19 protein-coding genes are annotated in these 23,009 nt (G+C 72.6%); 7 read left to right on the top strand and 12 right to left on the bottom strand.

Annotation, left to right across the window (positions count from 1 at the left end):
- The first annotated feature begins 8 nt into the window (after window positions 1-8).
- The gene (locus ABD335_RS17345; protein WP_344323873.1) at window positions 9-2,174 is read left to right on the top strand and encodes a RecQ family ATP-dependent DNA helicase; all 2,166 of its coding nucleotides are present in this window, start codon (window positions 9-11) and stop codon (window positions 2,172-2,174) included.
- Between the two features lie 212 nt (window positions 2,175-2,386).
- On the top strand, window positions 2,387-2,962 hold the full coding sequence (locus tag ABD335_RS17340) for a hypothetical protein (protein WP_344323871.1): 576 nt from the start codon (window positions 2,387-2,389) through the stop codon (window positions 2,960-2,962).
- A 28-nt stretch (window positions 2,963-2,990) separates the two neighbouring features.
- Here ABD335_RS17340 and ABD335_RS17335 read toward each other — a convergent pair whose 3' ends face one another.
- From ABD335_RS17335 to ABD335_RS17325, 3 genes are all read right to left on the bottom strand, one after another.
- Window positions 2,991-3,431, bottom strand: coding sequence for a hypothetical protein (locus ABD335_RS17335; RefSeq protein ID WP_344323869.1), 441 nt, complete (start codon window positions 3,429-3,431; stop codon window positions 2,991-2,993).
- Between the two features lie 255 nt (window positions 3,432-3,686).
- Complete coding sequence (locus tag ABD335_RS17330) at window positions 3,687-4,364, bottom strand: ribonuclease HII (RefSeq protein WP_344323867.1); 678 nt, start codon at window positions 4,362-4,364, stop codon at window positions 3,687-3,689.
- 62 nt (window positions 4,365-4,426) lie between these two features.
- Window positions 4,427-5,044 carry a TetR/AcrR family transcriptional regulator gene (locus ABD335_RS17325; RefSeq protein WP_344323865.1) on the bottom strand — a complete coding sequence of 206 codons (618 nt, stop codon included), beginning with the start codon at window positions 5,042-5,044 and terminating at the stop codon, window positions 4,427-4,429.
- Window positions 5,045-5,191: 147 nt separating this feature from the next.
- On the opposite strand from ABD335_RS17325, the gene ABD335_RS17320 reads away from it, so the two are divergent.
- Window positions 5,192-6,748 carry an MFS transporter gene (locus ABD335_RS17320; RefSeq protein WP_425583662.1) on the top strand — a complete coding sequence of 519 codons (1,557 nt, stop codon included), beginning with the start codon at window positions 5,192-5,194 and terminating at the stop codon, window positions 6,746-6,748.
- Window positions 6,749-6,785: 37 nt separating this feature from the next.
- On the opposite strand, the gene ABD335_RS17315 is transcribed toward ABD335_RS17320, so the two are convergent.
- The 4 genes from ABD335_RS17315 to ABD335_RS17300 all read right to left on the bottom strand — a co-directional run bounded on the left by ABD335_RS17315 (window position 6,786) and on the right by ABD335_RS17300 (window position 11,623).
- The gene (locus tag ABD335_RS17315) at window positions 6,786-8,447 is read right to left on the bottom strand and encodes a DUF4153 domain-containing protein (protein ID WP_425583661.1); all 1,662 of its coding nucleotides are present in this window, start codon (window positions 8,445-8,447) and stop codon (window positions 6,786-6,788) included.
- Between the two features lie 239 nt (window positions 8,448-8,686).
- Window positions 8,687-9,415 carry a histidine phosphatase family protein gene (locus ABD335_RS17310; RefSeq protein WP_344323858.1) on the bottom strand — a complete coding sequence of 243 codons (729 nt, stop codon included), beginning with the start codon at window positions 9,413-9,415 and terminating at the stop codon, window positions 8,687-8,689.
- Between the two features lie 101 nt (window positions 9,416-9,516).
- Window positions 9,517-10,125, bottom strand: coding sequence for a YdbC family protein (locus tag ABD335_RS17305; RefSeq protein ID WP_344323856.1), 609 nt, complete (start codon window positions 10,123-10,125; stop codon window positions 9,517-9,519).
- Between the two features lie 43 nt (window positions 10,126-10,168).
- Window positions 10,169-11,623: an amidase gene (locus ABD335_RS17300; protein WP_344323854.1), complete on the bottom strand. Its 1,455-nt coding sequence runs from the start codon at window positions 11,621-11,623 to the stop codon at window positions 10,169-10,171.
- A 116-nt stretch (window positions 11,624-11,739) separates the two neighbouring features.
- On the opposite strand from ABD335_RS17300, the gene ABD335_RS17295 reads away from it, so the two are divergent.
- Window positions 11,740-12,348: a TetR/AcrR family transcriptional regulator gene (locus ABD335_RS17295; RefSeq protein WP_344323852.1), complete on the top strand. Its 609-nt coding sequence runs from the start codon at window positions 11,740-11,742 to the stop codon at window positions 12,346-12,348.
- Here the strand turns inward: ABD335_RS17295 and ABD335_RS17290 are convergent.
- A complete protein-coding gene (locus tag ABD335_RS17290; protein WP_344324706.1) occupies window positions 12,302-13,126 on the bottom strand; it encodes an SDR family oxidoreductase in 825 nt (274 codons plus the stop codon). The two genes, ABD335_RS17295 and ABD335_RS17290, sit on opposite strands and share 47 nt — an antisense overlap.
- 491 nt (window positions 13,127-13,617) lie before the next feature.
- Between ABD335_RS17290 and ABD335_RS17285 the strand changes: the two genes are divergently transcribed.
- Both ABD335_RS17285 and ABD335_RS17280 read left to right on the top strand, forming a co-directional pair.
- Window positions 13,618-14,148 carry a TerD family protein gene (locus tag ABD335_RS17285; RefSeq protein ID WP_344323850.1) on the top strand — a complete coding sequence of 177 codons (531 nt, stop codon included), beginning with the start codon at window positions 13,618-13,620 and terminating at the stop codon, window positions 14,146-14,148.
- Between the two features lie 122 nt (window positions 14,149-14,270).
- The gene (locus ABD335_RS17280; protein ID WP_425583673.1) at window positions 14,271-14,960 is read left to right on the top strand and encodes a flavin reductase family protein; all 690 of its coding nucleotides are present in this window, start codon (window positions 14,271-14,273) and stop codon (window positions 14,958-14,960) included.
- A 164-nt stretch (window positions 14,961-15,124) separates the two neighbouring features.
- Here the strand turns inward: ABD335_RS17280 and ABD335_RS17275 are convergent, their stop codons facing one another.
- Together ABD335_RS17275 and nrdR are read right to left on the bottom strand one after the other, a co-directional pair.
- On the bottom strand, window positions 15,125-17,992 hold the full coding sequence (locus ABD335_RS17275; protein ID WP_344323847.1) for a vitamin B12-dependent ribonucleotide reductase: 2,868 nt from the start codon (window positions 17,990-17,992) through the stop codon (window positions 15,125-15,127).
- A gap of 111 nt (window positions 17,993-18,103) precedes the next feature.
- Window positions 18,104-18,790, bottom strand: coding sequence for a transcriptional regulator NrdR (gene nrdR / locus ABD335_RS17270; RefSeq protein WP_344323845.1), 687 nt, complete (start codon window positions 18,788-18,790; stop codon window positions 18,104-18,106).
- 472 nt (window positions 18,791-19,262) lie between these two features.
- On the opposite strand from nrdR, the gene lexA reads away from it, so the two are divergent.
- Complete coding sequence (gene lexA, locus ABD335_RS17265; protein WP_425583660.1) at window positions 19,263-20,000, top strand: transcriptional repressor LexA; 738 nt, start codon at window positions 19,263-19,265, stop codon at window positions 19,998-20,000.
- Between the two features lie 123 nt (window positions 20,001-20,123).
- On the opposite strand, the gene ABD335_RS17260 is transcribed toward lexA, so the two are convergent.
- Together ABD335_RS17260 and ABD335_RS17255 are read right to left on the bottom strand one after the other, a co-directional pair.
- Window positions 20,124-22,160 (bottom strand): ATP-dependent DNA helicase, encoded by a 2,037-nt coding sequence (locus tag ABD335_RS17260; protein WP_344323842.1) that lies wholly within the window; start codon window positions 22,158-22,160, stop codon window positions 20,124-20,126.
- Between the two features lie 90 nt (window positions 22,161-22,250).
- Window positions 22,251-23,003 carry a GNAT family N-acetyltransferase gene (locus tag ABD335_RS17255; protein ID WP_344323840.1) on the bottom strand — a complete coding sequence of 251 codons (753 nt, stop codon included), beginning with the start codon at window positions 23,001-23,003 and terminating at the stop codon, window positions 22,251-22,253.
- Between the last annotated feature and the right edge of the window lie 6 nt (window positions 23,004-23,009).

The raw sequence follows: 23,009 nt of genomic DNA, 5'->3' as shown, positions 1-23,009 counted from the left end.
ATGGACGCATGAGCGAGGAGAACCTGCGTGCCGCGGCCGATGCCGTACTGTCCCGCCTCGTCGGCGACACCACCGGCACGGCGCGGTTGCGCACGGACCAGTGGCGGGCCGTCGAGGCCCTGGTGGTGGAGCGCCGGCGGACCTTGGTGGTGCAGCGCACCGGCTGGGGCAAGTCGGCGGTGTACTTCGTGGCGACCGCGCTGCTGCGCGAACGCGGCAGCGGGCCCACCGTGATCGTCTCCCCTCTGCTGGCGCTGATGCGCAACCAGGTGGAGGCCGCCGAGCGGGCGGGAATCCACGCTCGCACGATCAATTCCTCGAACACCGAGGAGTGGGAGGCGGTCCACGCCGAGGTGGCCGCGGGTGAGGTCGACGTGCTGCTGGTGAGCCCGGAGCGGCTCAACAACCCCGACTTCCGCGATCAGGTGCTGCCGAAGCTGGCCGCCACGACCGGGTTGCTGGTGGTCGACGAGGCGCACTGCATCTCCGACTGGGGCCACGACTTCCGGCCCGATTACCGACGGCTGCGGACGATGCTCGCGGAGCTGCCCCCGGGTGTCCCCGTGCTCGCCACCACCGCGACGGCCAACGCCCGGGTCACGGCCGACGTGGCCGAGCAGTTGGGCACCGGCGAGGGGACGGCGGACGCGCTCGTCCTGCGCGGTCCCCTGGACCGCGAGAGCCTCCGTCTGGGCGTGCTTCACCTGCCGGACGCGGCGCACCGGCTGGCCTGGCTCGACAGCCACCTCGACGAGTTGCCGGGGTCCGGGATCGTCTACACGCTGACGGTGTCGGCGGCCGAGGAGGTGGCGGCGTTCCTGCGGCAGCGCGGGCACGCGGTCTCCTCCTACACGGGGAGGACCGAGAACGCCGATCGGGAGGCCGCGGAGGCCGCCCTGCTCGACAACCGGGTCAAGGCGCTGGTGGCCACCTCAGCCCTGGGCATGGGCTTCGACAAGCCGGATCTGGGGTTCGTCGTCCACCTCGGCTCGCCCTCCTCCCCCATCGCCTACTACCAGCAGGTGGGCCGGGCCGGGCGTGGTGTGGAGCATGCCGAGGTGCTGCTGCTGCCCGGCCCGGAGGACGAGGCGATCTGGCGGTACTTCGCCTCCCTGGCCTTCCCGCCCGAGGAGCAGGTGCGCCGCACGCTGGACGTGCTGGCGGCGGCCGATCGGCCGTTGTCGCTGCCCGCCCTGGAGCCCTTGGTGGAACTGCGCCGCTCGCGGCTGGAGATGATGCTCAAGGTCCTCGACGTGGACGGAGCGGTGCGGCGGGTGCGCGGTGGTTGGATCGCCACCGGCGCACCGTGGTCCTACGACACGGAGCGGTACGCCTGGGTGGCCCGGCAGCGGGAGGCCGAGCAGCGGGCGATGCGGGAGTACGCGGCCGCTTCCGGGTGTCGGATGGAGTTCCTGCGGCGCCGGTTGGACGACGAGGAGGCCGCGCCCTGCGGGCGCTGCGACAACTGCGCGGGGCCGCGGTTCGGCACCGAGGTCGATCCCGTGTCGCTGGAGGCCGCACGGGGTGAACTGAGGCGCCCCGGCGTGGAGGTGGAGCCCCGCAGGATGTGGCCGACGGGGTTGCCCGCCATCGGGCTGGACCTCAAGGGCCGTATTCCGCCCGGGGAACAGGCCGCTCCCGGCAGGGCCCTGGGCCGGCTCTCCGACATCGGCTGGGGCAATCGGCTGCGTCCGCTGCTGGAGCCGCGGTCGGCGGACGGGCCGGTGCCGGAGGACGTGGCCGGTGCCGTGGTGACGGTGCTCGCCGACTGGGCCAAGGGCCCCGGAGGGTGGGCCTCCGGGCAGGAGGGGGCCCCGGCCCGGCCTGTGGGGGTGGTGACGATCGCCTCCCGGACCCGGCCACGGCTGATCCGGTCGCTGGGGGAACGGATCGCGACGGTCGGCCGGATACCGCTGCTGGGCACCGTGGAGTACGTCGACGCATCGGTGGACACCCGTGTTCCGCGGACCAACAGCGCGCAGCGGCTCAGGGCGCTGCACGGAGCGCTCACCGTGCCGGAGCCCCTGGCCGAGGCGGTGGCGGCCTGTGGTGGGCCGGTGCTGCTGGTGGACGACTTCACGGAGACCGGTTGGACCCTGGCCGTGGCCGCGCGGCTGTTGCGCCGGGCCGGCGCGGAGGGAGTGATGCCGTTGGTCCTCGCCGTGCAGGGGTGACGTTCCACCGGGCGTCGCAGGAACCGTCCGCATCGGCGTCGACGGAGGAACACCGGGGGCGGAGGCCGGCCGAGAGGGCCGGAACGGTGAGAACGACGGGCGTCGGTGCGGTGCCGGCCCGGGTGGTCCACGGCAGCCGATGTTCCGTTGCCGTCGCCGTCCGCGCAGGTGAGAATGGGTGCGGCCCACGGACGAAGGACGGAGGGAGAACCATGGCCTTCGGCTTCGCCTCGCCATCGCCCGCGGACACGTCGTCCCGCCTCGGGCGCACCCTCGAACCCGCCGAGTGGATCGCCGCCGGGATACCCCTGCTGCGCAACCCGCGCGAGGTCGTCACCGGCCTGTACACCCGCCACCGACCCGGCCCGGCCACCGCCGTCGTGGCGGTGCTCGGACCGGACGAACGGCTCGTCGCGAGCGCGTCGTTCACCCGCTCCGACTCCGTGCCCGACGGCTGGGAATGCCGCAATGCCCTGCTGTCCCACCTGCGCGGGATCGTCCCGCACGACCTGCGTCTGCGCAGGCCCGTGCGCACCGCGGTCCTGCTGTGCTGTCGGGAGGACGACTCCGGCTGGACGGAGGAGGACGGTGCGTGGATGTGGGGTCTGCGCGACGCCTGTGCCCTGCACGGCCTGCGGTGCGGGGCGTACCTCACGCTGACCCGCACCGGATGGCAGGTGCTCGGCGAGGACCGTCGCGGCCGGCGGCCGTCCCTCGGTCCCACCGCCCGGAACGGGCGGACGCGAGGCGGGGGCATCGGGGCACCGCGCCGTGCCGCGGACCGCTGACTCTCCGGGCGGAGCGCGGAGCGGCGGATCAGAGCAGGTTGCGCAGCCTCTGGGGATCTCCGCAGACGATCAGCCGTGAACTCGCCTTGGCCAGGGCCTCGGGCAGCGCTCGGGCGGCCTCCTGGTCCGTCCCGCCGTTGACGACGAACACGACGACCGGGCGGGCCGTGGTGCGGTCGACGTCCGACGTGTGGGCGTAGAAGACGTCCTCGCCCTCGGCCTGTTGACGCCAGTAGGAGTCCTCGCCGAAGGAGAGTTCGTGCTGTGCCCAGGGGTGCGGGTCGCCGGTGGTGAGCACCAGGATGTCGGCGGGCGGGCACCCCTCGTCGAGCAGCTTGTCGACGGTCTCGTCGGCGGCCTCGACCGCGGCCGCCTCGTCGGCGGGGACGAGTTGGATCTGCGGTGTCGTCTTCGCCTGTGCCGCGGGGCGTCCCGCGGGGGTGGGGTGCGGGGACGCCGCGGTGCGCACCGGTGCGGGCCGGCCGGGAACGGGACGACTGCGGTCCGCTCGCGACGGTGTCGGCCGGGGGCCGGGAACGGGGGCGGCGGGGCGGGAAACCTGGGGAGTCCGGGTGCTGCCCGCCGCGGTGCGGGGGCCGGGGACTGTCGGGTGGATCTTGGGCTCCTCGGAGCTGTGCGGCATGGGCTGATGTCTATCAAACACCGAAGCCGGACGTGTCACCGGGTTCGGAAAAAGGTGCGATTTCGTTAGCATGACTTCGGGTCAGAAGAGGCCGATCTGCTCGGCTCGCTCCCCCCGTGTCCGTTTCATGTGTCGCCAGCGCGGCAGCGTGTCCAGATACGACCACGACAGCCGGTGGTGGGGCGTGGGCCCCAACTCCGCGAGGGCGGCGCGGTGCACGGGCGAGGGGTAGCCGGCGTTGCGGTCGAATCCGAAGGCGGCGTACTCGTCGCCCAGGCGTGCCATGAGGGCGTCCCGGTGCACCTTGGCGATCACGGACGCGGCGGCCACCGCGACGCAGGACCGGTCGCCCTTGATCACCGTGCGGACGCGCCAGGGCGGCCCCAGGTAGTCGTGTTTGCCGTCGAGGATGACCGCGTCGGGGCGGACCGGCAGAGCCTCCAGCGCGCGTACGGCGGCGAGCCGGAGCGCGGCCGTCATGCCCAGTTCGTCGATCTCCTGCGGGGAGGAGTGCCCCAGGGCGTGGGCCGTGACCCATCCGGCGAGCTCCTCGGCCAGTTCGGCACGGCGCGCGGGGCCGATGAGCTTGGAGTCCGTGAGACCCTCGGGCGGCCGGCGCAGCCCGGTGACCGCGGCGCAGACGGTGACCGGCCCGGCCCAGGCGCCGCGGCCGACCTCGTCGACCCCGGCGACGATCCGCGCTCCGGTGGTGGCGCGCAGGGAACGCTCGACGCGGTGGGTGGGAGGCTCGTACGGCATGGCGCCAGCAAGGGTACGCTCCCCGACCGGGACGCGCTCCGCGGGGCCCGGCCCCGGTGCGCTCAATCGGCGCGCGGGCCGAGCAGCGGCATCATCACCTGGTCGACGATGTCGATCAGGTCCGACTCCTCCAGCGAGGCCCCGGTGACCTTGTGCCGGTACATCAGCATGGCCGGCAGCACGTCCACGACGAGGTCCCCGGTGGCGTCGGCGCGCACCTCGCCACGCGCGACACCGCGCCGCACCACCTCGCCGATCAGACGCTTCCCCGGTTCCAGCACCCTGCCGGCGATGATCCCGAAGAAGCGCTCGGCATCGGTCCGGTCACACTCGTCGATGACGGCCCGCAGCGCGCACCCGGTCGGGGAGTACATGGCGTCGCGCAGCCGGACGCACAGGTGGATCAGGTCCTCGCGGAGGCTGCCGCAGTCCGGGGCCTCTTCCGGGTCCGGCAGTCCGGCCCGCAGGGCGTCGGCCACCAGATCGACCTTGGAGTGCCAGCGGCGGTAGACCGCGGCCTTGCCGGTGCGGGCCCGGGCGGCGACCCCTTCCATGGTCAGCCCCGCCCATCCGACGTTGCCCAGCTGTTCGAGCGTCGCGTCGAGGATCGCGCGCTCCAGCTCGGTGCCCCGGCGGCGTACAGCCGGTGCGTCCGTGTCCGTGTTGCGCGAAGTGGCCATGTCCGTCTCTCCGTTGGTGCTCGTCGTTCGTCGACGCGACCGTCGACGCGACCCCTAGTGAACGCTTGCGTTCTCTACTCGGGTCTCACTAGGCTGAGGAACAGTGAACGGCTGCGTTCACTATTTTTCTTCATGGGGGATTCACACGTGGCAACCTCTCAGTTGGTCACCGACCTGCAAGAAGCGCAACCTCCCGGGTCTCGGGCACGACGCGGCGTCGCGCTGCTCGTGATCGCCGCCTGTCAGCTCATGGTGGTACTCGACGCCACCATCGTGAATATCGCGCTTCCCCACATCAGGGAAGCGCTCGACTTCTCGACCACGGGTCTTTCCTGGGTGGTCACGTCCTACACCCTCACCTTCGGCGGCCTGCTGCTGCTCGGCGGCAGGGCCGGCGACATCCTGGGGCGGCGCCGGGTCTTCACGACCGGCGTCCTGCTGTTCGTCCTCGCCTCCCTGCTGGGCGGGCTGGCCCAGGAACCCTGGCAACTCCTCGTGGCACGGGCGCTGCAGGGCGCGGGTGGCGCGATCGCGTCGCCCACCGCCCTGGCCCTCGTCACCACCACCTTTCCCGAGGGTCCCGAGCGCAACCGCGCGTTCGGGGTGTTCGCGGCCGTCTCGGCCGGTGGCGGCGCCATCGGCCTGCTGGCCGGCGGCATGCTGACCGAGTGGCTGAGCTGGCGCTGGGTGATGTTCGTCAACGTTCCCATCGGCATCCTGATCGCGGTGCTCGCTCCCCTGTACATCGCCGAGTCCCGCCGCCACCCGGGCCGTTTCGACATCACCGGAGCGCTGACCTCCACCCTCGGCATGGCCTCCCTGGTCTACGGCTTCGTCCGTGCCGCCGAGGAGGGTTGGCGCGACGGGATCACCCTGGGCTCCTTCGGCGCGGCCGTCGTGCTGCTGGCCGCGTTCGCCCTGAACGAGTCCCGCGTTCCCGACCCGATCACACCCCTGCGGATGTTCGCCGACCGGAACCGTTCCGGGACGTATCTGATCATGCTGAGTCTCGCCGCGGCGATGTTCGGGATGTTCTTCTTCATCGTGCTCTTCGTGCAGGACGTGCTGCACTACTCCCCGATCACGGCGGGACTCGCCTTCCTTCCGGTGACCGTCGCCATCGTGGCGGGCGCGGGAACGTCGCAGCGGCTGCTTCCCACGCTCGGCCCCAAGCCGTTCATGGTGACCGGCTCCCTTCTCGCCGGCATCGGCATGGGGTGGCTGACCTTCACCGACCAGAACAGCGGCTATCTGGACGGCGTCCTGGCGCCGATGCTGTTCTTCGGTTTCGGCATGGGGCTGAACTTCGTGACCCTGACGCTCACCGCGGTCTCCGGGGTCGCCCAGCACGAGGCGGGAGCGGCTTCCGGACTGCTCAACGCCACGCAGCAGGTGGGCGGTTCGCTGGGACTGGCCGTCTTGATGACGCTCTTCGGCGATGCAGGCCGCGCCGAGGCCGTGAAGCAGATACCCGACTTCACGGCCCATGCCTCCCCGGAGCAGCGGACCGAGTTCGCCGCCACGCACGAACTGCCCGGCCGGTGGGGCGACGCGGTGCTGGTCCAGGGAATGTCCACGTCCTTCCTGGCGGCGACCGCCCTGATCGGCCTGGCCCTCCTCACGGCCCTGGTGGTGATACGGGTGCGCCGAAGCGATCTGGAGGCCCTCGGCGGAACGGCCGGACCGGGGGGACCCGCCGTCTGACCGCGGGGAGGGGGACGGGCGGACGGGTCCGCCGGGATCAGTACGCCTCGCGGACCCGTCCCTCCGAATCCAGGCCCATGCACAGCCCGTTGTCCCGGTCGACCGGACGCTCGTCGAGCAGGGACCGGGCCCGCGCCGCGCCGTAACTGGTCGCGTACCAGGGGTCGTCCTCCGCCCGCAGATCCTCGGCGATGCGCTGCAGGGCACAGGAACGCTGCGGTTCGGGGAGCGTGTCCAGGGCCGGTACGGCATCGGCGGAGAGCTCTTGGAGGTAGCTCAGGTCGATCTTGCCGGTCCGCTCGAAGCGTCGGACGTTCTGCTCGGCGATCAGCGCGTCCGGCGAGGCGAGGCCGAAGCACAGCACGGCGGCGCCGGCGCTCGCCACGACGGCGTGCGGCAACCGGCGTCCTCCGAAGATCCCGGCCGCCATGATCAGCAGCACGACAAGGCCGAGCCACAACTCGATCCCGGCCACCGACACCCGCAGCCGGGTGAGGCCATAGGCGTCGACGTACAGGTCCATGCGGCGCAGCGCCGAGAGCACCACGACGAGGGTCAGCGCGCAGAGCGTGCCCAGCACCGTACGGACCAGAGTGCGATCGCGGGCGGCGCCGCGCGGCGCCCAGCGCAGGGCCAGCGCGATGACCACGAGAGTCAGGAGGGTGGCCACCAGCAACTGCCAGAAGCCCTGCCGGGCGTACTCGGCGTAGGACAGTCCGGTCTCGCCGAGCACCTTGTCGTAGCCGCCGAAGAGGACGGTGAGCTGGATGACGTTGAAGACGGCGAACAGCACGTTCAGGGCGATCAGCGGTATCGCCCACTCCACGCGTCCCCGGGGCCGTCCCGGCGTGTTCTCGATGCGGTCCCAGCGCCACGGGGTCGCGGCCGTGTGCGCCGCGGCCAGCGCTCCCACCACCCCCAGAACGAACAGCGGGAGACGCAGAGGCCCGTCGCTCAGCGACATCTCGGGCACCAGTCCCGACAACAGATCGGCGAAGGCGGCGTCCGCACCGGCGAACAGGGCACCGAAGACCACCAGCAGCCCGACGGCGATCCCGCCGGTGCGGACCACCGGTCCCCACCGGTCGCGAGAGCCCTCCGCCCGTGCGCGCACCCCGCGCCAGGCCCAGGCCACCCCGGGCACGGCACCGAGGAACACTCCGACGCAGCCCAGCAGGGTGCCGCGCCAGGTGCGCGTCCCGTGCAGCGCCAGCGAGCCCAATCCCAACGCGGTCACCAGGGCCAGGAAGGTCGGCCACCCCGCGTCCCGCAGCGCGGGCACGAGCAGCAGCACCAGGCCGCCCACGGCCCACACCAAGGTCCACAGGTGCGGTCGGCGACCCGCCGCGCGGGCGGCGATGTACGCGGCGAAGGCGGCCGGTACGGCGATCAGCAGCACGTTCGCCCCCAGCCCGTCGCCGAGCAGCAGCGCCGCGAGCAGGCCCGTGGCCAGCGCCGCCCATCCGGTGGCCGGCCTGAGCGGCGCGGCCTCCTCGGGCTCCGCGGCCACCTTCCAGGCGGGCGGTGGCAGTGGGTGGGGGACGGACCAGGACGTGGCCTCGTGCGTCCCGCCGGGGCGCCGCCCCTCCCCATCGGCCTTCCGCGTCATGGCCGCGGGGACCTCCGGCGGTCCGTCACCCCCCGGGGTCGCTTTCCTCGGTTCCTCCGCCGCGGGCGCATCGGACGACTGGTCGGACATGGCCTCCCCTCCCCCACCGCGCCACGGTGATCGATGATCAACGCGATGGTCCGGGCGTCACCGTAGTGCGCGCCCGGCGCGCGGCGACGCCCGAGCGCTGCTCTGTGACAGAGCGGTGACAAGGCCCGGCCCACGCCCGGTGTCACGAGGACGGTGACGAGGGTGCGGCGAGGGGCCGTCCGACCCGCCCGGGCCGGTCGGCACGGCGGTGCCGTGACCGTGGTCGCGGTACCGGACCGTCACCCGCTCCGGCGCCGGCCGGGGGGTTCGTAGGAGTGCGCCAGGCCGTACGCCTCCCCGGACTCCCCTTCGTACGCTCCCGCGTACGACTCGGGGGTGGTCCAGCGCTCGAAGGGCCGATCCAGGTGGTAACGCCCGTTCGGCCCCAACAGCAGCATCCGGCTCTCCCCGTTTCCCGGGTTGGACAGGGACTCGAACTCCGCGACCGTCCAGTGCAGCCACCGCATGCAGAACAGCCGCATGGTCAGCCCGTGCGTCACCAACAGCACGTTCGGCGGGTGGTCGGGCAGGGCGAAGCTGCGCCACAGACTCTCCAGGAAGGCGCCGACCCGGTCGTAGACGTCCGCGCCGGACTCGCCCTGCGCGAAGCGGTAGAAGAAGTGTCCGTACGCGTCGCGCGCCGCCTTCTGCCGCCGGACCTCCTCGCGGTCCTGCCAGTTGCCCCAGTCCTGTTCGCGCAGCCGCGGCTCCTCGCGGACCCGCACCCGTGTCGGGTCCAGACGCAGGGCCCGGAAGGTCTGGTGGGTGCGGCGGTACGGCGAGACGTAGGCCGAGACGCGCTCGTCCCCGAAGACCGCCCGCAGCCGTTCGCCCGCGGCCTCCGCCTGTCGGATCCCCCGTGCGGTCAGGCTCAGGGCGTGGTCGGGGATTCGCTCGTACACCGAGTCGTCGACGTTCCCCTCCGACTCTCCGTGTCGGACCAGGACGATGCGCCGGGGTCGTGCCATGTGTCCAGCCTAGGCGGGCCGGGGCCGCCGGCCCACCGCGGGCACGGCGTCCGCGGCCGGGATCGAGGCCAGGGCCGGGGTCCAAGGCCGGGACCGGTCCGTCAGACGGTCCACGCCGGTTCGAGGTCGATCACGTCCCCGGTGACCGCCGTGACGTCGGCCCCGAGCTGGGCGCGCAGCGCCAGCCTCTCGATCCTCTCCGTGCGGTACTTGCCGTGCTCCGCGGCCGAGTCCCACATCGACAGCACCAGGAACTCGTCCTCGCTCCGCGCCTGGGCGAAGACCCCCCGCAGCATCCCGGGCGACCCGGCCATCGCCGGGTTCCACACCTTCTCCTGCATCAGGGTGTAGTGCTCGATGCGCTCCCGGCGCACCTTGCAGTGGGCGACGCGCAGCAGGTCGGCGTCCGCGAACCCCGGTTGGAACCCCACCTTCACGTCGAAGCGGTACTCGAAGAGGCGGACTTGGGCGTCCTTGTAGGTGCCGTTCTGCGCCGCCGCCAGTCGGTCGTGGGAGCGTGCCATGAAGGAGTCGTAGAAGGCGCGGCTCTCCCAGAAGCCGAAGAGGTGTGCCACGCCCGGCCGGGACCGGCTCCAGCCGCCGCCCTGCGCGCGGAAACCCGGCTCGCCGAGCAGCCCCGCCCACTTCCGCTGCCCTCGCTCGAAGCCGCGTCGGTCGACCACCGTGCACCGCATCCACTTGACCAACACCGCGCCATCGTACGGCCATATGGAGCACTGATCGCATGGCTCGTCACAGATGGGGACCGACGGGAGTGAGGCGCCCGACGCCGCGTTCGACCACCGCGGCCGCGGCCAGGCACCGGTCCTCGCGGAAGGCCTGCCCGACGATCTGCACCCCCTGTGGCAGGCCGCCCCACACCCCGGCGGGCACGGCCACGGCCGGCACGCCGGCGAAGCTGGTGACGGTGCACAGCCGCATCGCCTCGGTGACGGCGCGGTGCCCCTCCTCGTCGCGGGACTCCAGGCCGGGCGCCGGCGGCGGGCTCGTGAACACGGGTCCGAGCAGCAGGGGGTACTCGGTGAGGAACTCGGCCCAGGCCCGCCGGACCGTCAGCCGCACTCCGGTCAGCCGCAGGTACTCCGACAGGCCCACCGGCGCGGTGCGCGCCATCGACATCTCGATGTAGCGGTGTCCGCCCTCCCCCAGGATCCGTTTGACCGAGGGCCAGGTCAGGGCGAATTCGGTCATGATCATCCTGCCGTACGCCTCCAGCGCCTCGTCGTGCATCGGCACGTCGGGCACCTCCGTCACGGCGTACCCGGCGTCCGACAGGTACGAGGCCGCGGTGTCCACCGCCTCCCGCACCCACGGGTGCACGCCCCGACCGCCCGGATCGGCGACCACCGCCACCCGCACGGGCCCGACGCCGTCGGGGCCTTCCGTGGGCACCGGCACGGCGCGCGGGTCGCGCGGGTCGGCTCCCGGGCCGGCCAGCGCCTCGAAGGCGAGCCGCAGATCGCCGGCCGTACGGGCCAGTGGACCGTCCACCGGGAACGTCTGGGCGCTCAGGGGCGGGTCCTCCGCTCCGATCCGGTGGTCGGCGGGAAATCGTCCCTCGGTGGGTTTGAGGCCGGTCACGCCGCAGAAGGCGGCGGGAATGCGCACCGATCCGCCGGAGTCGTTGCCCAGCCCCAGAGGCGCCAGACCCGCCGCCACGGCCGCGCCGTCGCCTCCGCTGCTGCCGCCCGGGGTGACGCGGGGGTCCCAGGGGTTGACCGTGTCGCCGAAGAGTTCGCTGCGGGAGTGCATCCCGGCGAGTGTGAGGGTGGGCATGTTGCCGCGGCCCACCGGTATGGCCCCGGCCGCGCGGAGCCTGGCCACCGGCGGGGCGTCGGCCGTGGCCGTGGCGTCCCGGAACCACCGGGCGCCGTGGGTGGTCGGCACTCCGCCGATCGCGATGTTCTCCTTGACGGTGAACGGCACGCCGGCCAACGGGCCCGGATCGACTCCCACCGCGCGGCGGGAGTCGATCCGGGCGGCCTGCTCCCGAGCCGCGTCGGCGAGCACCCGGGTGACGGCGTTGACCTCCGGATTCGCCTCCGCGATCCGCTCCAGGTGGCGGTCGACCACCTCGACCGCGCTCACCTCGCCGGCCCGGACCGCCCGCGCGATCGCGCCGGCCTCCCACCGCCACAGGGCGCCGTCCCCACCGAGGCCACCGCCGCCACCGCCGCCACCGCTCATCTTCCGCTCCTCCACGGCGCCCGCCGCCTCCGCGGGCGCCCCTCGTTCCGATGCGCTTGCATCGGAACCGTACCCTGTCATCGATACAAGCGCATCGGAAAAGCGAGGCCGCGCCCATGCCCCGAAGGATCGACCACGACAGCCGCCGCCGGCGGATCGCCGACGCCGTCTGTCTCCTCGCCGACGAGCGCGGTCTGGAGGGGGTCACCCTGCGCGACGTGGCCACCCGGGCCGAGGTGTCCATGGGAGCCGTCCAGCGCTGCTTCCGCACCAAGGAGGAGATGCTCGTCTTCGCCCTCGCGCACGTGGGCGAGCGAATCACCGATCGCGTCCGCGCCCGGCTCGCCGCCTCGCCCGCCCGGTCCGCGCGGACCTCCCTCGGCCACACCCTCACCGAGGTCTCCCTCCTGGCCCAGGAGCACCGCGCGGAGGCCCGGGTCTGGCTGGCGTTCGTGGCGCAGGCCGCCGTCACCCCCGCGCTGGCGGCGGTCGTACGCGGCGCCTACGACGACCTGCGCGCGCTCCTGGCGGGCCTGATCGCCGAGGCGGCCGACCCGCCCTGCCCCCGCCCCGAACGCGAGGCCGACGCCCTGCTCGCCCTCGCCGACGGCCTGACCACCCATGTCCTCATCGGGCGGCTCTCCCCCGAGGCGGCGCTGGAGATCCTGGACGACCGGCTCACCCGCCTGTGGGAGTCCGAGCGGCCAGGTACTCGTCGTAGGTGACGCGGCCCACCGCACGGTCGGGCGCCAGATGACCCCCCTCCCGGAAGGCGCGGAAGACGGCCCCCGGCAGTCGCAGCGGCAGCACCGGGCGACGGCGGCCGCGGGCCCGCAGCGTCGTCCGCGTCAGCTCGCGGTGGTCGCGCACCTGCGGACCGCCCATGTCGGGCACCCGGCCCGCGGGCCCGCCGACGGCGAGGGCTGCGAGCCGGTCGGCCACCTCCCCGGCGTCCACGGGCTGGAAACACACTCCACCGAACGCCAGCGCCACCGGCAGCATCCGCTGCGCGTCGACGATCCCGGCGATCAGGTCGTGGAACTGGGTGGCCCGCAGGACGCTCCACGGCAGCCCCGCCCCCTCCACGATCCGCTCGGCGGCCGACTTGGCCCGGTAGTAGACGAACGGCACCCGGTCGATCCCGACGATGGAGATGTAGACCAGGTGCGGCTCGCCTCCCGACCGGCGCGCGGCGTCCACCAGCCGTCGGGTCGCGGCCACGTCCCCGCGCCCGACCGTGGTCGCGCAGTGCACGATCGTCCCGACGCCCGCGACCGCGGCGTCGATCCCCTCCCCCGTGCTCAGGTCGCCGGTCGCCCAGTCGTACGGTTCGCGGTCGCCGGCGGGCCGCGGACGGCGACTGAGCACCCGTACCGCGCGTTCCTCCTCCAGCAGCCGCCGTACGACGCGGCGACCGAGCGTGCCGGTGCCCCCGGTCACCAGGACGGGCCTGTCGGCGTCCCCTCCGGGGGTGGGGGCGTCGCCGAACTCGACGGGTTCCATGCGTTCCACCGGCCTTCCACAGTCCGAACGGAGTTCCTCTTCCACCGGAGGGACCGGACGGCCCGCGCGGAGGTGACGGCTCACCCGTCCGCCGGACCGACCACTCCGGCGACGCCCGGCACCCGTGGGCCCCCTCCCGCCGAGGCGGGGGTTCGGGGGGCGGGATTCGGGGGTGGGGATTCGACGACCGCCCTCGTCGGTCGCGTCGACGCCGCGTCCGCCGCCCGCCCCCGGCCACGCCAAGGGACCTGCCCTGACGGGTGCTCAACCGGCCTTGCGGATCGGCGACTTCCGCTCGGAGCGAGGCCGCGCGCATGGCACCATGGACGGACGGTCCGAAGCCCCGGCAGTCGAGGACCCGGTCGTACGGCCGGTCCCGCCACACCGGAGCCCGGTCCCGTACCCGGCCGGACGCCCTCGTCCGGCCGTGGCCCCGCCCACCGGGCGCGGGCACGTACCGCGGCGGCTCAGTTCCGAGGAAGGGGAGCCTGGTGAGCAGTCTCAACAAGGGGGTCGAGAAGGTTCAGGTGGCGCTCAAGTGGGATCCCAGCCCCTCCGGCGCGCCGCCCCACGACCTGGACATCATCGCCGCGGTCTACTCCGCGGATGACCCGCACGGCGAACCCGTCCACCTCGTGCACTTCGACAGGCGCTCGCCCGACGGCACCATCACCCTCAACCGGGACAGCAGGACGGGCCTGGGCTTCGGCGACGACGAGGTCATGACGCTGGAACTCCACCGGATGGCGTCCTCGTACGTCCGCGTGATGGTGGGCGTGGCCATCCAGCAGAGCCCGGGGCGCAAGACGTTCGGCGACATAACGAACACCGCCGTCCGGATCGCCGAGGGGTACACCGAACTGGCCCGACACGACTTCTCCGCCGTCTCCGGCTCCACGGCCGCGACCGTCGCGGAGTTCACCCGCGACGGCTCGGGCGTCTGGGAGTTCCGCGAGGACGTCCGAGGGTTCGACGCCGACCCGGACTCCTTCGCCACGCTGATGGGCGCCGCGGTGTCCTGATCCGCCTTCCGCTTCCCCCGTCCGGTGGGGCGGACGCCGGAGCGGCGGGCCGGTCGCGTTCGCCGCCTCGCGACGCTTCGGCCGCCGCCGAAACGTCCGTTCCCCACAATCGGCGCGTGAACATCGCACAGCACGACATCCCGCCCTCGGGCACGGTCGCCGAGCACGGCCCCACCGGACACGTGACCATCGAACCGAGCATCCTGTACTTCGGGACTCCGGTGGTGCTGCTCTCGACCGAGAACCGGGACGGTTCGTTCAACCTCGCCCCGATCTCCTCCGCCTGGGCGCTCGGCCGGGTGGTCGTCCTCGGCCTGGGCGCCGACGGGCAGAGCGCGCACAACCTGGCCCACCGTCCCGAACTGGTGATCAATCTGCCCGCCCCCGATCAGTGGCGGGCGGTGGAACGTCTGGCTCCACTGACCGGACGCCACCCGGTGCCCGCCTCCAAGCCACCCGGGTGCCGCTTCGAGCCGGACAAGTTCGCCGCGGCCGGGCTGCGCGCCGAGCCCTCCCACCTGGTCCGGCCACCACGGGTCGTCGAATGCCCCCTCCAGTTGGAGGCGCGCGCCGACCAGGTACGGCCGGACGCCTCCGGGGATTTCGTCGTCGTCGAGGCCGTGGTGCGAAGGGTGCACGCCGATCCGCGCATCGTCGTCCCCGGTACCCACCACATCGACCCGGCGGCCTGGAGCCCGCTCGTCTACAACTTCCGCCACTACTTCGGCCTCGGACCGGAACTGGGGCATTCCCACCGTTCCCAGACACCTCGCGGGGCCGGTGACGCCGCCCCGGGCCCCGTACCGCGCTGACGGACGCCGCGCTCCCGGTCCCGCCGCCCGACACGCGGTCGGCCGACGCCGGAGATCTTCCGGGGCCTCCCCGGTACGGCGGGAGGGGCGCCGGCCCAAGGCCGACGCCCCTCCCGTCACGTCCGGACACCGGGCCGCGGCGAGCGCCGCGGCCCGGTCCGCCGTCAGCTGCAGCCGCTGGTGGAGCCGCAGCCCTCGCACAGGTAGCAGCTGCCCGCGCGGCGCATCTTGGTGCCGCAGGAGAAGCAGAGCGGGGCGTCGGCGTTGAGGCCGAGCTGCATCTCCACCAGCTCCGTGGAGCTGTGGACCTCCTTCGGGGCCGGGGCCTGGGCCTGCGGCTCCGGGGCCTTGACCGGCTTGGGCGGGTCCACCTGGCGCGGAGCCGACTGGGCCAGCCCCTCGACGTCCAGCTCCTCCTCGGCCGGCTCGTACGAGCCGGTCTCCAGGTGGCGCTGGCGCTCCTCGGCGGAGTGGATGCCCAGGGCCGAGCGGGTCTCGAAGGGCAGGAAGTCCAGCGCCAGGCGGCGGAAGATGTAGTCGACGATCGACTGGGCCATCCGCACGTCGGGGTCGTCCGTCATGCCGGCCGGCTCGAAGCGCATGTTGGTGAACTTCGAGACGTACGTCTCCAGCGGCACGCCGTACTGCAGGCCCACCGAGACGGCGATCGAGAAGGCGTCCATCATGCCCGCGAGGGTCGAGCCCTGCTTGGACATCTTCAGGAAGACCTCGCCGAGACCGTCGTCCGGGTAGGAGTTGGCGGTCATGTAGCCCTCGGCGCCGCCGACGGTGAAGGAGGTGGTGATGCCGGGACGGCCCTTGGGCAGGCGCCGGCGCACCGGGCGGTACTCGACGACCTTCTCCGCCTCGCCCTCCTTGGCCTTGCCCTTCTCCTCCTTCTTCTTGGCGGAGAGCGGCTGGCCGACCTTGCTGTTCTCGACGTAGACGGCGAGCGCCTTCAGGCCGAGCTTCCAGCCCTGGAGGTAGATCTCCTCGACGTCCTCGACGGTGCTGGTCGCGGGCATGTTGACGGTCTTGGAGATGGCGCCGGACAGGAACGGCTGGGTGGCGGCCATCATCCGCACGTGCCCCATCGGGGAGATGGAGCGCTCGCCCATGGCGCAGTCGAAGACCTCGTAGTGCTCCGGCTTCAGGCCCGGCGCGTCGATGACGTTGCCGTGCTCGGCGATGTGCTCGACGATCGCCTCGATCTGCTCGGGCTGGTAGCCCAGGCGCTTGAGGGCCTTCGGCACGGTGTTGTTGACGATCTGCATCGAACCGCCGCCGACCAGCTTCTTGAACTTGACCAGGGCGAGGTCGGGCTCGATGCCGGTGGTGTCGCAGTCCATCATCAGGCCGATGGTGCCGGTGGGGGCGAGCACGGACGCCTGGGCGTTGCGGAATCCGTTCTTCTTGCCCAGCCGCAGCACGTCCTGCCACGCCTCGGTGGCCGCGGCCCACACCGGGGTGTCCAGGTCGTCCATGCGCTTGGCGTCGGTGTTGGCGTCGGCGTGCTGGCGCATGACGCGCTGGTGGGCCTCGGCGTTGCGGGCGTAGCCGTCGTACGGGCCGACGATCGCGGCGAGTTCGGCCGAGCGGCGGTAGGACGTGGCGGTCATCAGGGAGGTGATCGCACCGGCCAGCGCGCGACCGCCGTCGGAGTCGTAGGCGTGGCCGGTGGCCATCAGCAGGGCGCCGAGGTTGGCGTAGCCGATGCCGAGCTGCCGGAAGGCGCGGGTGGTCTCGGCGATCTTCTCGGTGGGGAAGTCGGCGAAGCAGATGGAGATGTCCATCGCCGTGATGACCATCTCGACGACCTTGACGAAGCGCTCGACGTCGAAGGACTGGTTGCCCTGCTCGTCCTCCCGCAGGAACTTCATCAGGTTCAGCGAGGCGAGGTTGCACGAGGAGTTGTCCAGGTGCATGTACTCGCTGCACGGGTTGGAGGCGGTGATGCGGCCCGTCTCCGGCGAGGTGTGCCAGTGGTTGATGGTGTCGTCGTACTGGATGCCGGGGTCGGCGCAGGCGTGGGCGGCCTCGGCCATCTTGCGGAACAGCGCGCGGGCGTCGACCTCCTCGATGACCTCGCCGGTCAGCCGGGCGCGCAGGCCGAACTTCGCGCCGCTCTCGACGGCCTTCATGAAGGCGTCGTTGACGCGGACGGAGTTGTTGGCGTTCTGGTACTGGACGGAGGTGATGTCCTCGCCGCCCAGGTCCATGTCGAAGCCCGCGTCGCGCAGGGCGCGGATCTTCTCCTCCTCCTTGACCTTGGTCTCGATGAACGCCTCGATGTCGGGGTGGTCGACGTCCAGGACGACCATCTTGGCGGCGCGACGGGTGGCGCCACCGGACTTGATCGTTCCGGCGGAGGCGTCGGCACCGCGCATGAAGGACACCGGGCCCGACGCGTTGCCGCCGGAGGAGAGCAGCTCCTTGGAGGAGCGGATGCGCGAGAGGTTCAGTCCGGCGCCGGAGCCGCCCTTGAAGATCATCCCCTCTTCCTTGTACCAGTCGAGGATCGACTCCATGGAGTCGTCGACGGAGAGGATGAAGCAGGCCGAGACCTGCTGGGGCTGCTGGGTGCCGACGTTGAACCACACCGGGGAGTTGAACGCGAAGATCTGGTGGAGCACGGCGTAGGCCAGCTCGTGCTCGAAGATCTCGGCGTCGGCCGGGGAGGCGAAGTAGCCGTGCTTCTCTCCGGCGGCGCGGTAGGTCTTCACCACGCGGTCGATGAGCTGCTTGAGGCTGGTCTCGCGCTGGGGCGTGCCCAGGGCTCCGCGGAAGTACTTGCTGGTGACGATGTTGACCGCGTTCACCGACCAGAAGTCGGGGAACTCCACGCCGCGCTGCTCGAAGTTGACCGAGCCGTCGCGCCAGTTGGTCATGACGACGTCACGGCGCTCCCAGACCACCTCGTCGTACGGGTGCACCCCGGGGGTGGTGTGGATGCGCTCGAACCGCAGCCCCTTGCCGGCCTTGTTCCCCCTGGCCTTGGAGCCTCGTGCCGGGTCGCTCGTCGTCTCTGTCATTCCGCCTCCCTGTACAGGCATAACGCCCTGACACACCCGGCCCTTCCCGGGTGTGGTGTCTGTTCTGATGGCCGGAGCGCGACAGCGTTCCGGTCGGGTTCTGTGGGCCGCTCAGTCCCTGGCGGCCCGGACGGCGGGGGCTCCGGGGCCGCCGTCGCCCCCGTCGCCTCCCCCGCCTCCGATGTCCCCGGCGTCACGGCCGTCACCGCCGCCACCGACGCCGTTCCGGCGTCCGTCGGCGCCTGCGGGGGTGTCTCCGGCCGGGGTTCCGCCCACGGCTCTTTCCCGGGCCTCGCCGGCCCCGTCCTCACGGCTCCCGTCACGGTCGCCGTCGTGGTCGCCGCGCGCGTCGGCCCGTGCCGCGCGCAGTTCGGCGATCGCGGCCTCGAAGTCCTCCAGCGAGTCGAACGCCTGGTAGACGGACGCGAAGCGCAGGTACGCCACGAGGTCCAGTTCGCGCAGCGGCCCGAGTATGGCCAGGCCGACGTCGTGCGTGGACAGCTCGGCGCTCCCGGTGGCGCGGACCGCCTCCTCGACCCGCTGGCCCAGCTGGGCGAGCGCGTCCTCGGTGACCGGACGGCCCTGGCACGCCTTGCGCACGCCGGCGATCACCTTGTCCCGGCTGAAGGGCTCGGTGACCCCGCTCCGCTTGATCACCATCAGTGACGCGTTCTCCACCGTGGTGAACCGGCGGGAGCAGTGCGGGCACTGGCGGCGCCGGCGGATCGCGGTGCCGTCGTCGGTGGTACGGCTGTCGACGACGCGGCTGTCGGGGTGCCGGCAGAAGGGGCAGTGCATCGCTTCCCACCCTCCTTCACCCTCGATGGCGCAGCATGAAAGCCGCACGAACGCAGCACTGGACAAGCCTTCGAGTGCCCGGTGAACGGCTCTCGAAGCGGCCCCCAGCATAGGCGATGCCCTCCGCCCTCAGGAGCGGGGGACCACAACTTCTGGGTGGCTGACGACCATCTAACCACTACATCTGGTGGCCGGTTACCCGAACACGCCGTGCGGGCCGGAAACGCCCGGGCGAGAAGCGCACGAAAGGGTACCGTAGCGATCGGCGGCGACCTCGGGTCCATACACCCACCGCATCGATCACGTCAGCTAATCTGCGAAATTTCACTCGAACGTGTGTTTGGCGCAACCTTTCGAAAGCACCTACCGTTGTCCAGCTAGGGAGAACCGCTTGAGAGGGGCCGACGTGAGCACCACCGCAGAGAGCGCCACCATCACCGCACGGGACCGTTCCCGGGATCGAATCGATCATGTGCAGGGAGCAAACACTCCCCCGGGGAAACACGACGGCACGAGCGGCCCGGAAGCCCCCAAGCCCGCCCGCGCGCTGCCCGGCCGCCCCCCGGGAATCCGAGCCGACAGCTCCGGGCTGACGGACCGCCAACGGCGGGTCATCGAGGTGATCCGCGACTCCGTGCAGCGCCGCGGCTACCCGCCGTCCATGCGGGAGATCGGCCAGGCCGTCGGCCTGTCCTCCACCTCCTCCGTCGCCCACCAGCTCATGGCGCTGGAGCGCAAGGGCTTCCTGCGCCGCGATCCGCACCGCCCGCGGGCCTACGAGGTGCGCGCCTCCGACGCGCCCACCAGCCAGACGACCGACACCACCGGCAAGCCCGCCGCCTCCTACGTGCCCCTGGTCGGCCGGATCGCCGCCGGCGGACCGATCCTGGCCGAGGAGTCGGTGGAGGACGTCTTCCCGCTGCCGCGTCAGCTCGTCGGGGACGGCGAACTGTTCGTTCTCAAGGTCGTCGGCGACTCCATGGTCGAGGCGGCCATCTGCGACGGGGACTGGGTGACGGTGCGCCGCCAGCCCGTCGCGGAGAACGGTGACATCGTCGCCGCCATGCTGGACGGCGAGGCGACCGTCAAGCGCTTCAAGCGCGAGGACGGGCACGTGTGGCTGCTCCCCCACAACTCCGCCTACCAGCCGATCCCCGGTGACGAGGCCACCATCCTGGGCAAGGTCGTCGCGGTGCTGCGCCGCGTCTGAGACGCCCGACAGACCGGCCCCGGGACCACTGCGCCGGTCCCGGGGCCACATGTGTCCCACGGGCCCCTGGAGCCCCTCTCGGCCCCCGCTCACGCGGGGGCTCGCTCCGGGGCCCGCTCGGGGCTACTCGGCCGCCTTCGCGGCCGCGTCGATGGCGGCCAGCGAGCGGCGCACCTGGTTGCGGTCGGTGGTGTACCAGAAGTCGGGCATCGAGGCCCGCAGGAAGCCCCCGTACCGCGCCCGCGCCAGCCGCGGGTCCAGCACCGCGACCACGCCCCGGTCCCCCGTGGCCCGCACCAGACGGCCCGCGCCCTGCGCCATCAGCAGCGCCGCATGGGTGGCCGCGACCGCCATGAACCCGTTGCCGCCCGCCTCCTCGACCGCCTTCTGCCGCGCACTCATCAACGGATCGTCGGGGCGCGGGAACGGAATGCGGTCCATCACCACCAGCTGGCAGTTCGGCCCCGGCACGTCCACGCCCTGCCACAGCGACAACGTCCCGAACAGGCAGGTCTCCGCGTCCGCGGCGAACCGGCGGATCAGCTCCCCCAGGGTCTCCTCGCCCTGCAACAGGATCGGCAGGTCCAGCCTCCCGCGCAGCTCCTCGGCGGCGGCCTGGGCGGCCCGCATCGAGGAGAACAGCCCCAGGGTGCGGCCGCCGGCGGCCTGGACCAGATCGGTCAGCTCGTCCAGCATGTCGCCGCGGCTGCCCTCCCGGCCGGGCGGGGCCAGGTGCTGGGCGACGTAGAGGATGCCCTGCTTGCGGTAGTCGAAGGGCGAGCCGACGTCCAGCCCGCGCCAGCGCGGGACGGCGTCCTCGGCGCCTTCCCCGTCGTCCTCGCCGTCCCCACCGCCTCCGGCCTGGTCGACGGCGGTTCTCTCGCCCGTGATGCGGCCCTCCGACGTCAGGCCCAGGGAGGCGCCCACACCGTCGAAGTCGCCGCCGAGCTTGAGGGTGGCGGAGGCCAGGATCACCGACCGGTCCTCGAACAGCTTCTCCCTCAGCAGCCCGGAGACCGTCAGCGGGGCGACCCGCAGCGAGGCGCCGTAGCGGTCGTGGCGCTCGTACCAGACGACGTCGTACTCCGAGCCCGTCAGAATGCGTTCGGCGACCTCGTGGACGTTCTCGACGGACGCCAGGGCCTGCTTGCGGACCGCGTCCTCGTCCTGGACGGACCTGTCCCGGGTGTTGCCCAGCGCGGTGATCACCGTGCGGGCCGCGTCGCGCAGCGCCGCCAGGGCGTACCCGAGGTCCTCGGGAATCTCCTCCAGACGCCCCGGCAGGGCCAGTTCCATCAGCTTCTCGAAGGACTCCGCGGCGGCCTGGAGCCGGTCCGCGGCCTTCTCGTCGACCAGCTTGGCCGCCCGGCGCACCGCCCGGTTCACCCCGCCCGGCGTCAGCTCGCCGGTGGCCACCCCGGTGACCCGGGAGACCAGTTCGTGCGCCTCGTCGACGATCAGGACCTCGTGGCCGGGGAGCACCGGCGCGCCCTCTATGGCGTCGATGGCCAGCAGCGCGTGGTTGGTGACGATCACCTCGGCCAGCTTGGCCCGCTCGCGCGCCGCCTCCGCGAAGCACTCGGCACCGTAGGCGCAGCGGGTGGCGCCCAGGCACTCCCGTGAGGAGACCGACACCTGGGACCAGGCCCGGTCCGAGACGCCCGGGGTGAGGTCGTCGCGGTCGCCGGTCTCGGTCTCGTCGGCCCAGTCCCGCAGTCTCAGCAGGTCCTTGCCCAGTCTGCTGGTGGGGGCGGCGGCCTCGAAGGGGTCGAACAGGCCGTCCTCGTCGTCCTGCGGCACGCCCTCGTGGAGACGGTGTAGGCACAGGTAGTTGGAGCGTCCCTTGAGCATGGCGAACTCGGCGCGCCGGCGCAGCAGCGGGTGCAGGGCCTCGACCGTGCGCGGCAGGTCCCGCTCGACCAACTGCCGTTGCAGGGCGAGCGTCGCGGTCGCGATGACCGTGCGCTCCCCGTGCGCCAGGGCGGGCACCAGGTAACCCAGCGACTTGCCGGTGCCGGTGCCCGCCTGGATCAGCAGGTGGGTGTTGTCGGTGATGGCCTCGGCCACCGCTTCGGCCATGGCGACCTGGCCGGGGCGTTCGGTACCGCCGACGGCGGCGACGGCGGCGTGGAGGAGGTCGGTGAGGGCGGGCTTGGTCATAGGGATGTCACCTTACGCGGCGCCGACGACAGCCGCGTCCCGATGCGGCCCGCCGTCCCCGTGGAGGCGGGCCGCGGTCCCACCGGACTCTCACAGCACATCGCGCAGGCTCCGGTCGCGGACCATCAGGGCGGCGCGCTTGTCGGGGAGTTCGACCTCGGCGGCCAGCCGGAAGCCCGCGCCGAGGAAGGCGGCGACGGAGGGGACGTTGCCCACGTCGGGCTCGGCGATGACGCGATCGCACCTCGGCCTGTTGTCCAGGACGAGGTCCGACACGGCGCGCAGCAGCGCGGTGCCGATGCCGTGCCCGCGGTCCGTCACGCCCCCGATCAGCACGTGGAGGCCGGTGTCGTGCGGACGAGCCGGATAGTGGCGGGCGAGCGGGTCGAGGTCGGCTCGGTAGACCTCCCAGTAGCTCATGGGCACGCCGGAGAGCGTCCCCAGGCAGGGCACGCTGCGGCCGTCCCCGTCGAGTTGGGCGCGCAGGTGGGCGGCGGTGACCTCGCTGGGGCCGGACAGCCCCCAGAAGGCCGCCACGGCGGGGTCGTTCATCCAGGCGGTGATCAGCCGCAGGTCGCGGTCGATGCGGACCGGGACGAGCCGGAAGACGCCCGCGACCGTGGCGACCGGCCCCCAGTCGGCGACGGCGCCCAGCAGGTCCGTCCGTGCCGGGGAGGCCGGCGTGGCGTCGTACAGCGGTGCGGTGGGCCCCGCGGGCAGGTGGAGGTCGAGGGTGTCGTCCGTGCCGGAGGTGGCGAGGGGGCCGGGCGTGGCGGACGGGGCGGAGGCGCGGAACGCGCTGGACGCGGCGGGAGTGACGCGCGTGAGGGGTGCGGCGGACATGGCGGA

Origin of the sequence: Streptomyces macrosporus, from assembly GCF_039533145.1 — a bacterium.
In the GTDB taxonomy this organism is placed as follows: domain Bacteria; phylum Actinomycetota; class Actinomycetes; order Streptomycetales; family Streptomycetaceae; genus Streptomyces; species Streptomyces macrosporus.
This window is presented reverse-complemented; position numbering and strand designations above follow the sequence as displayed.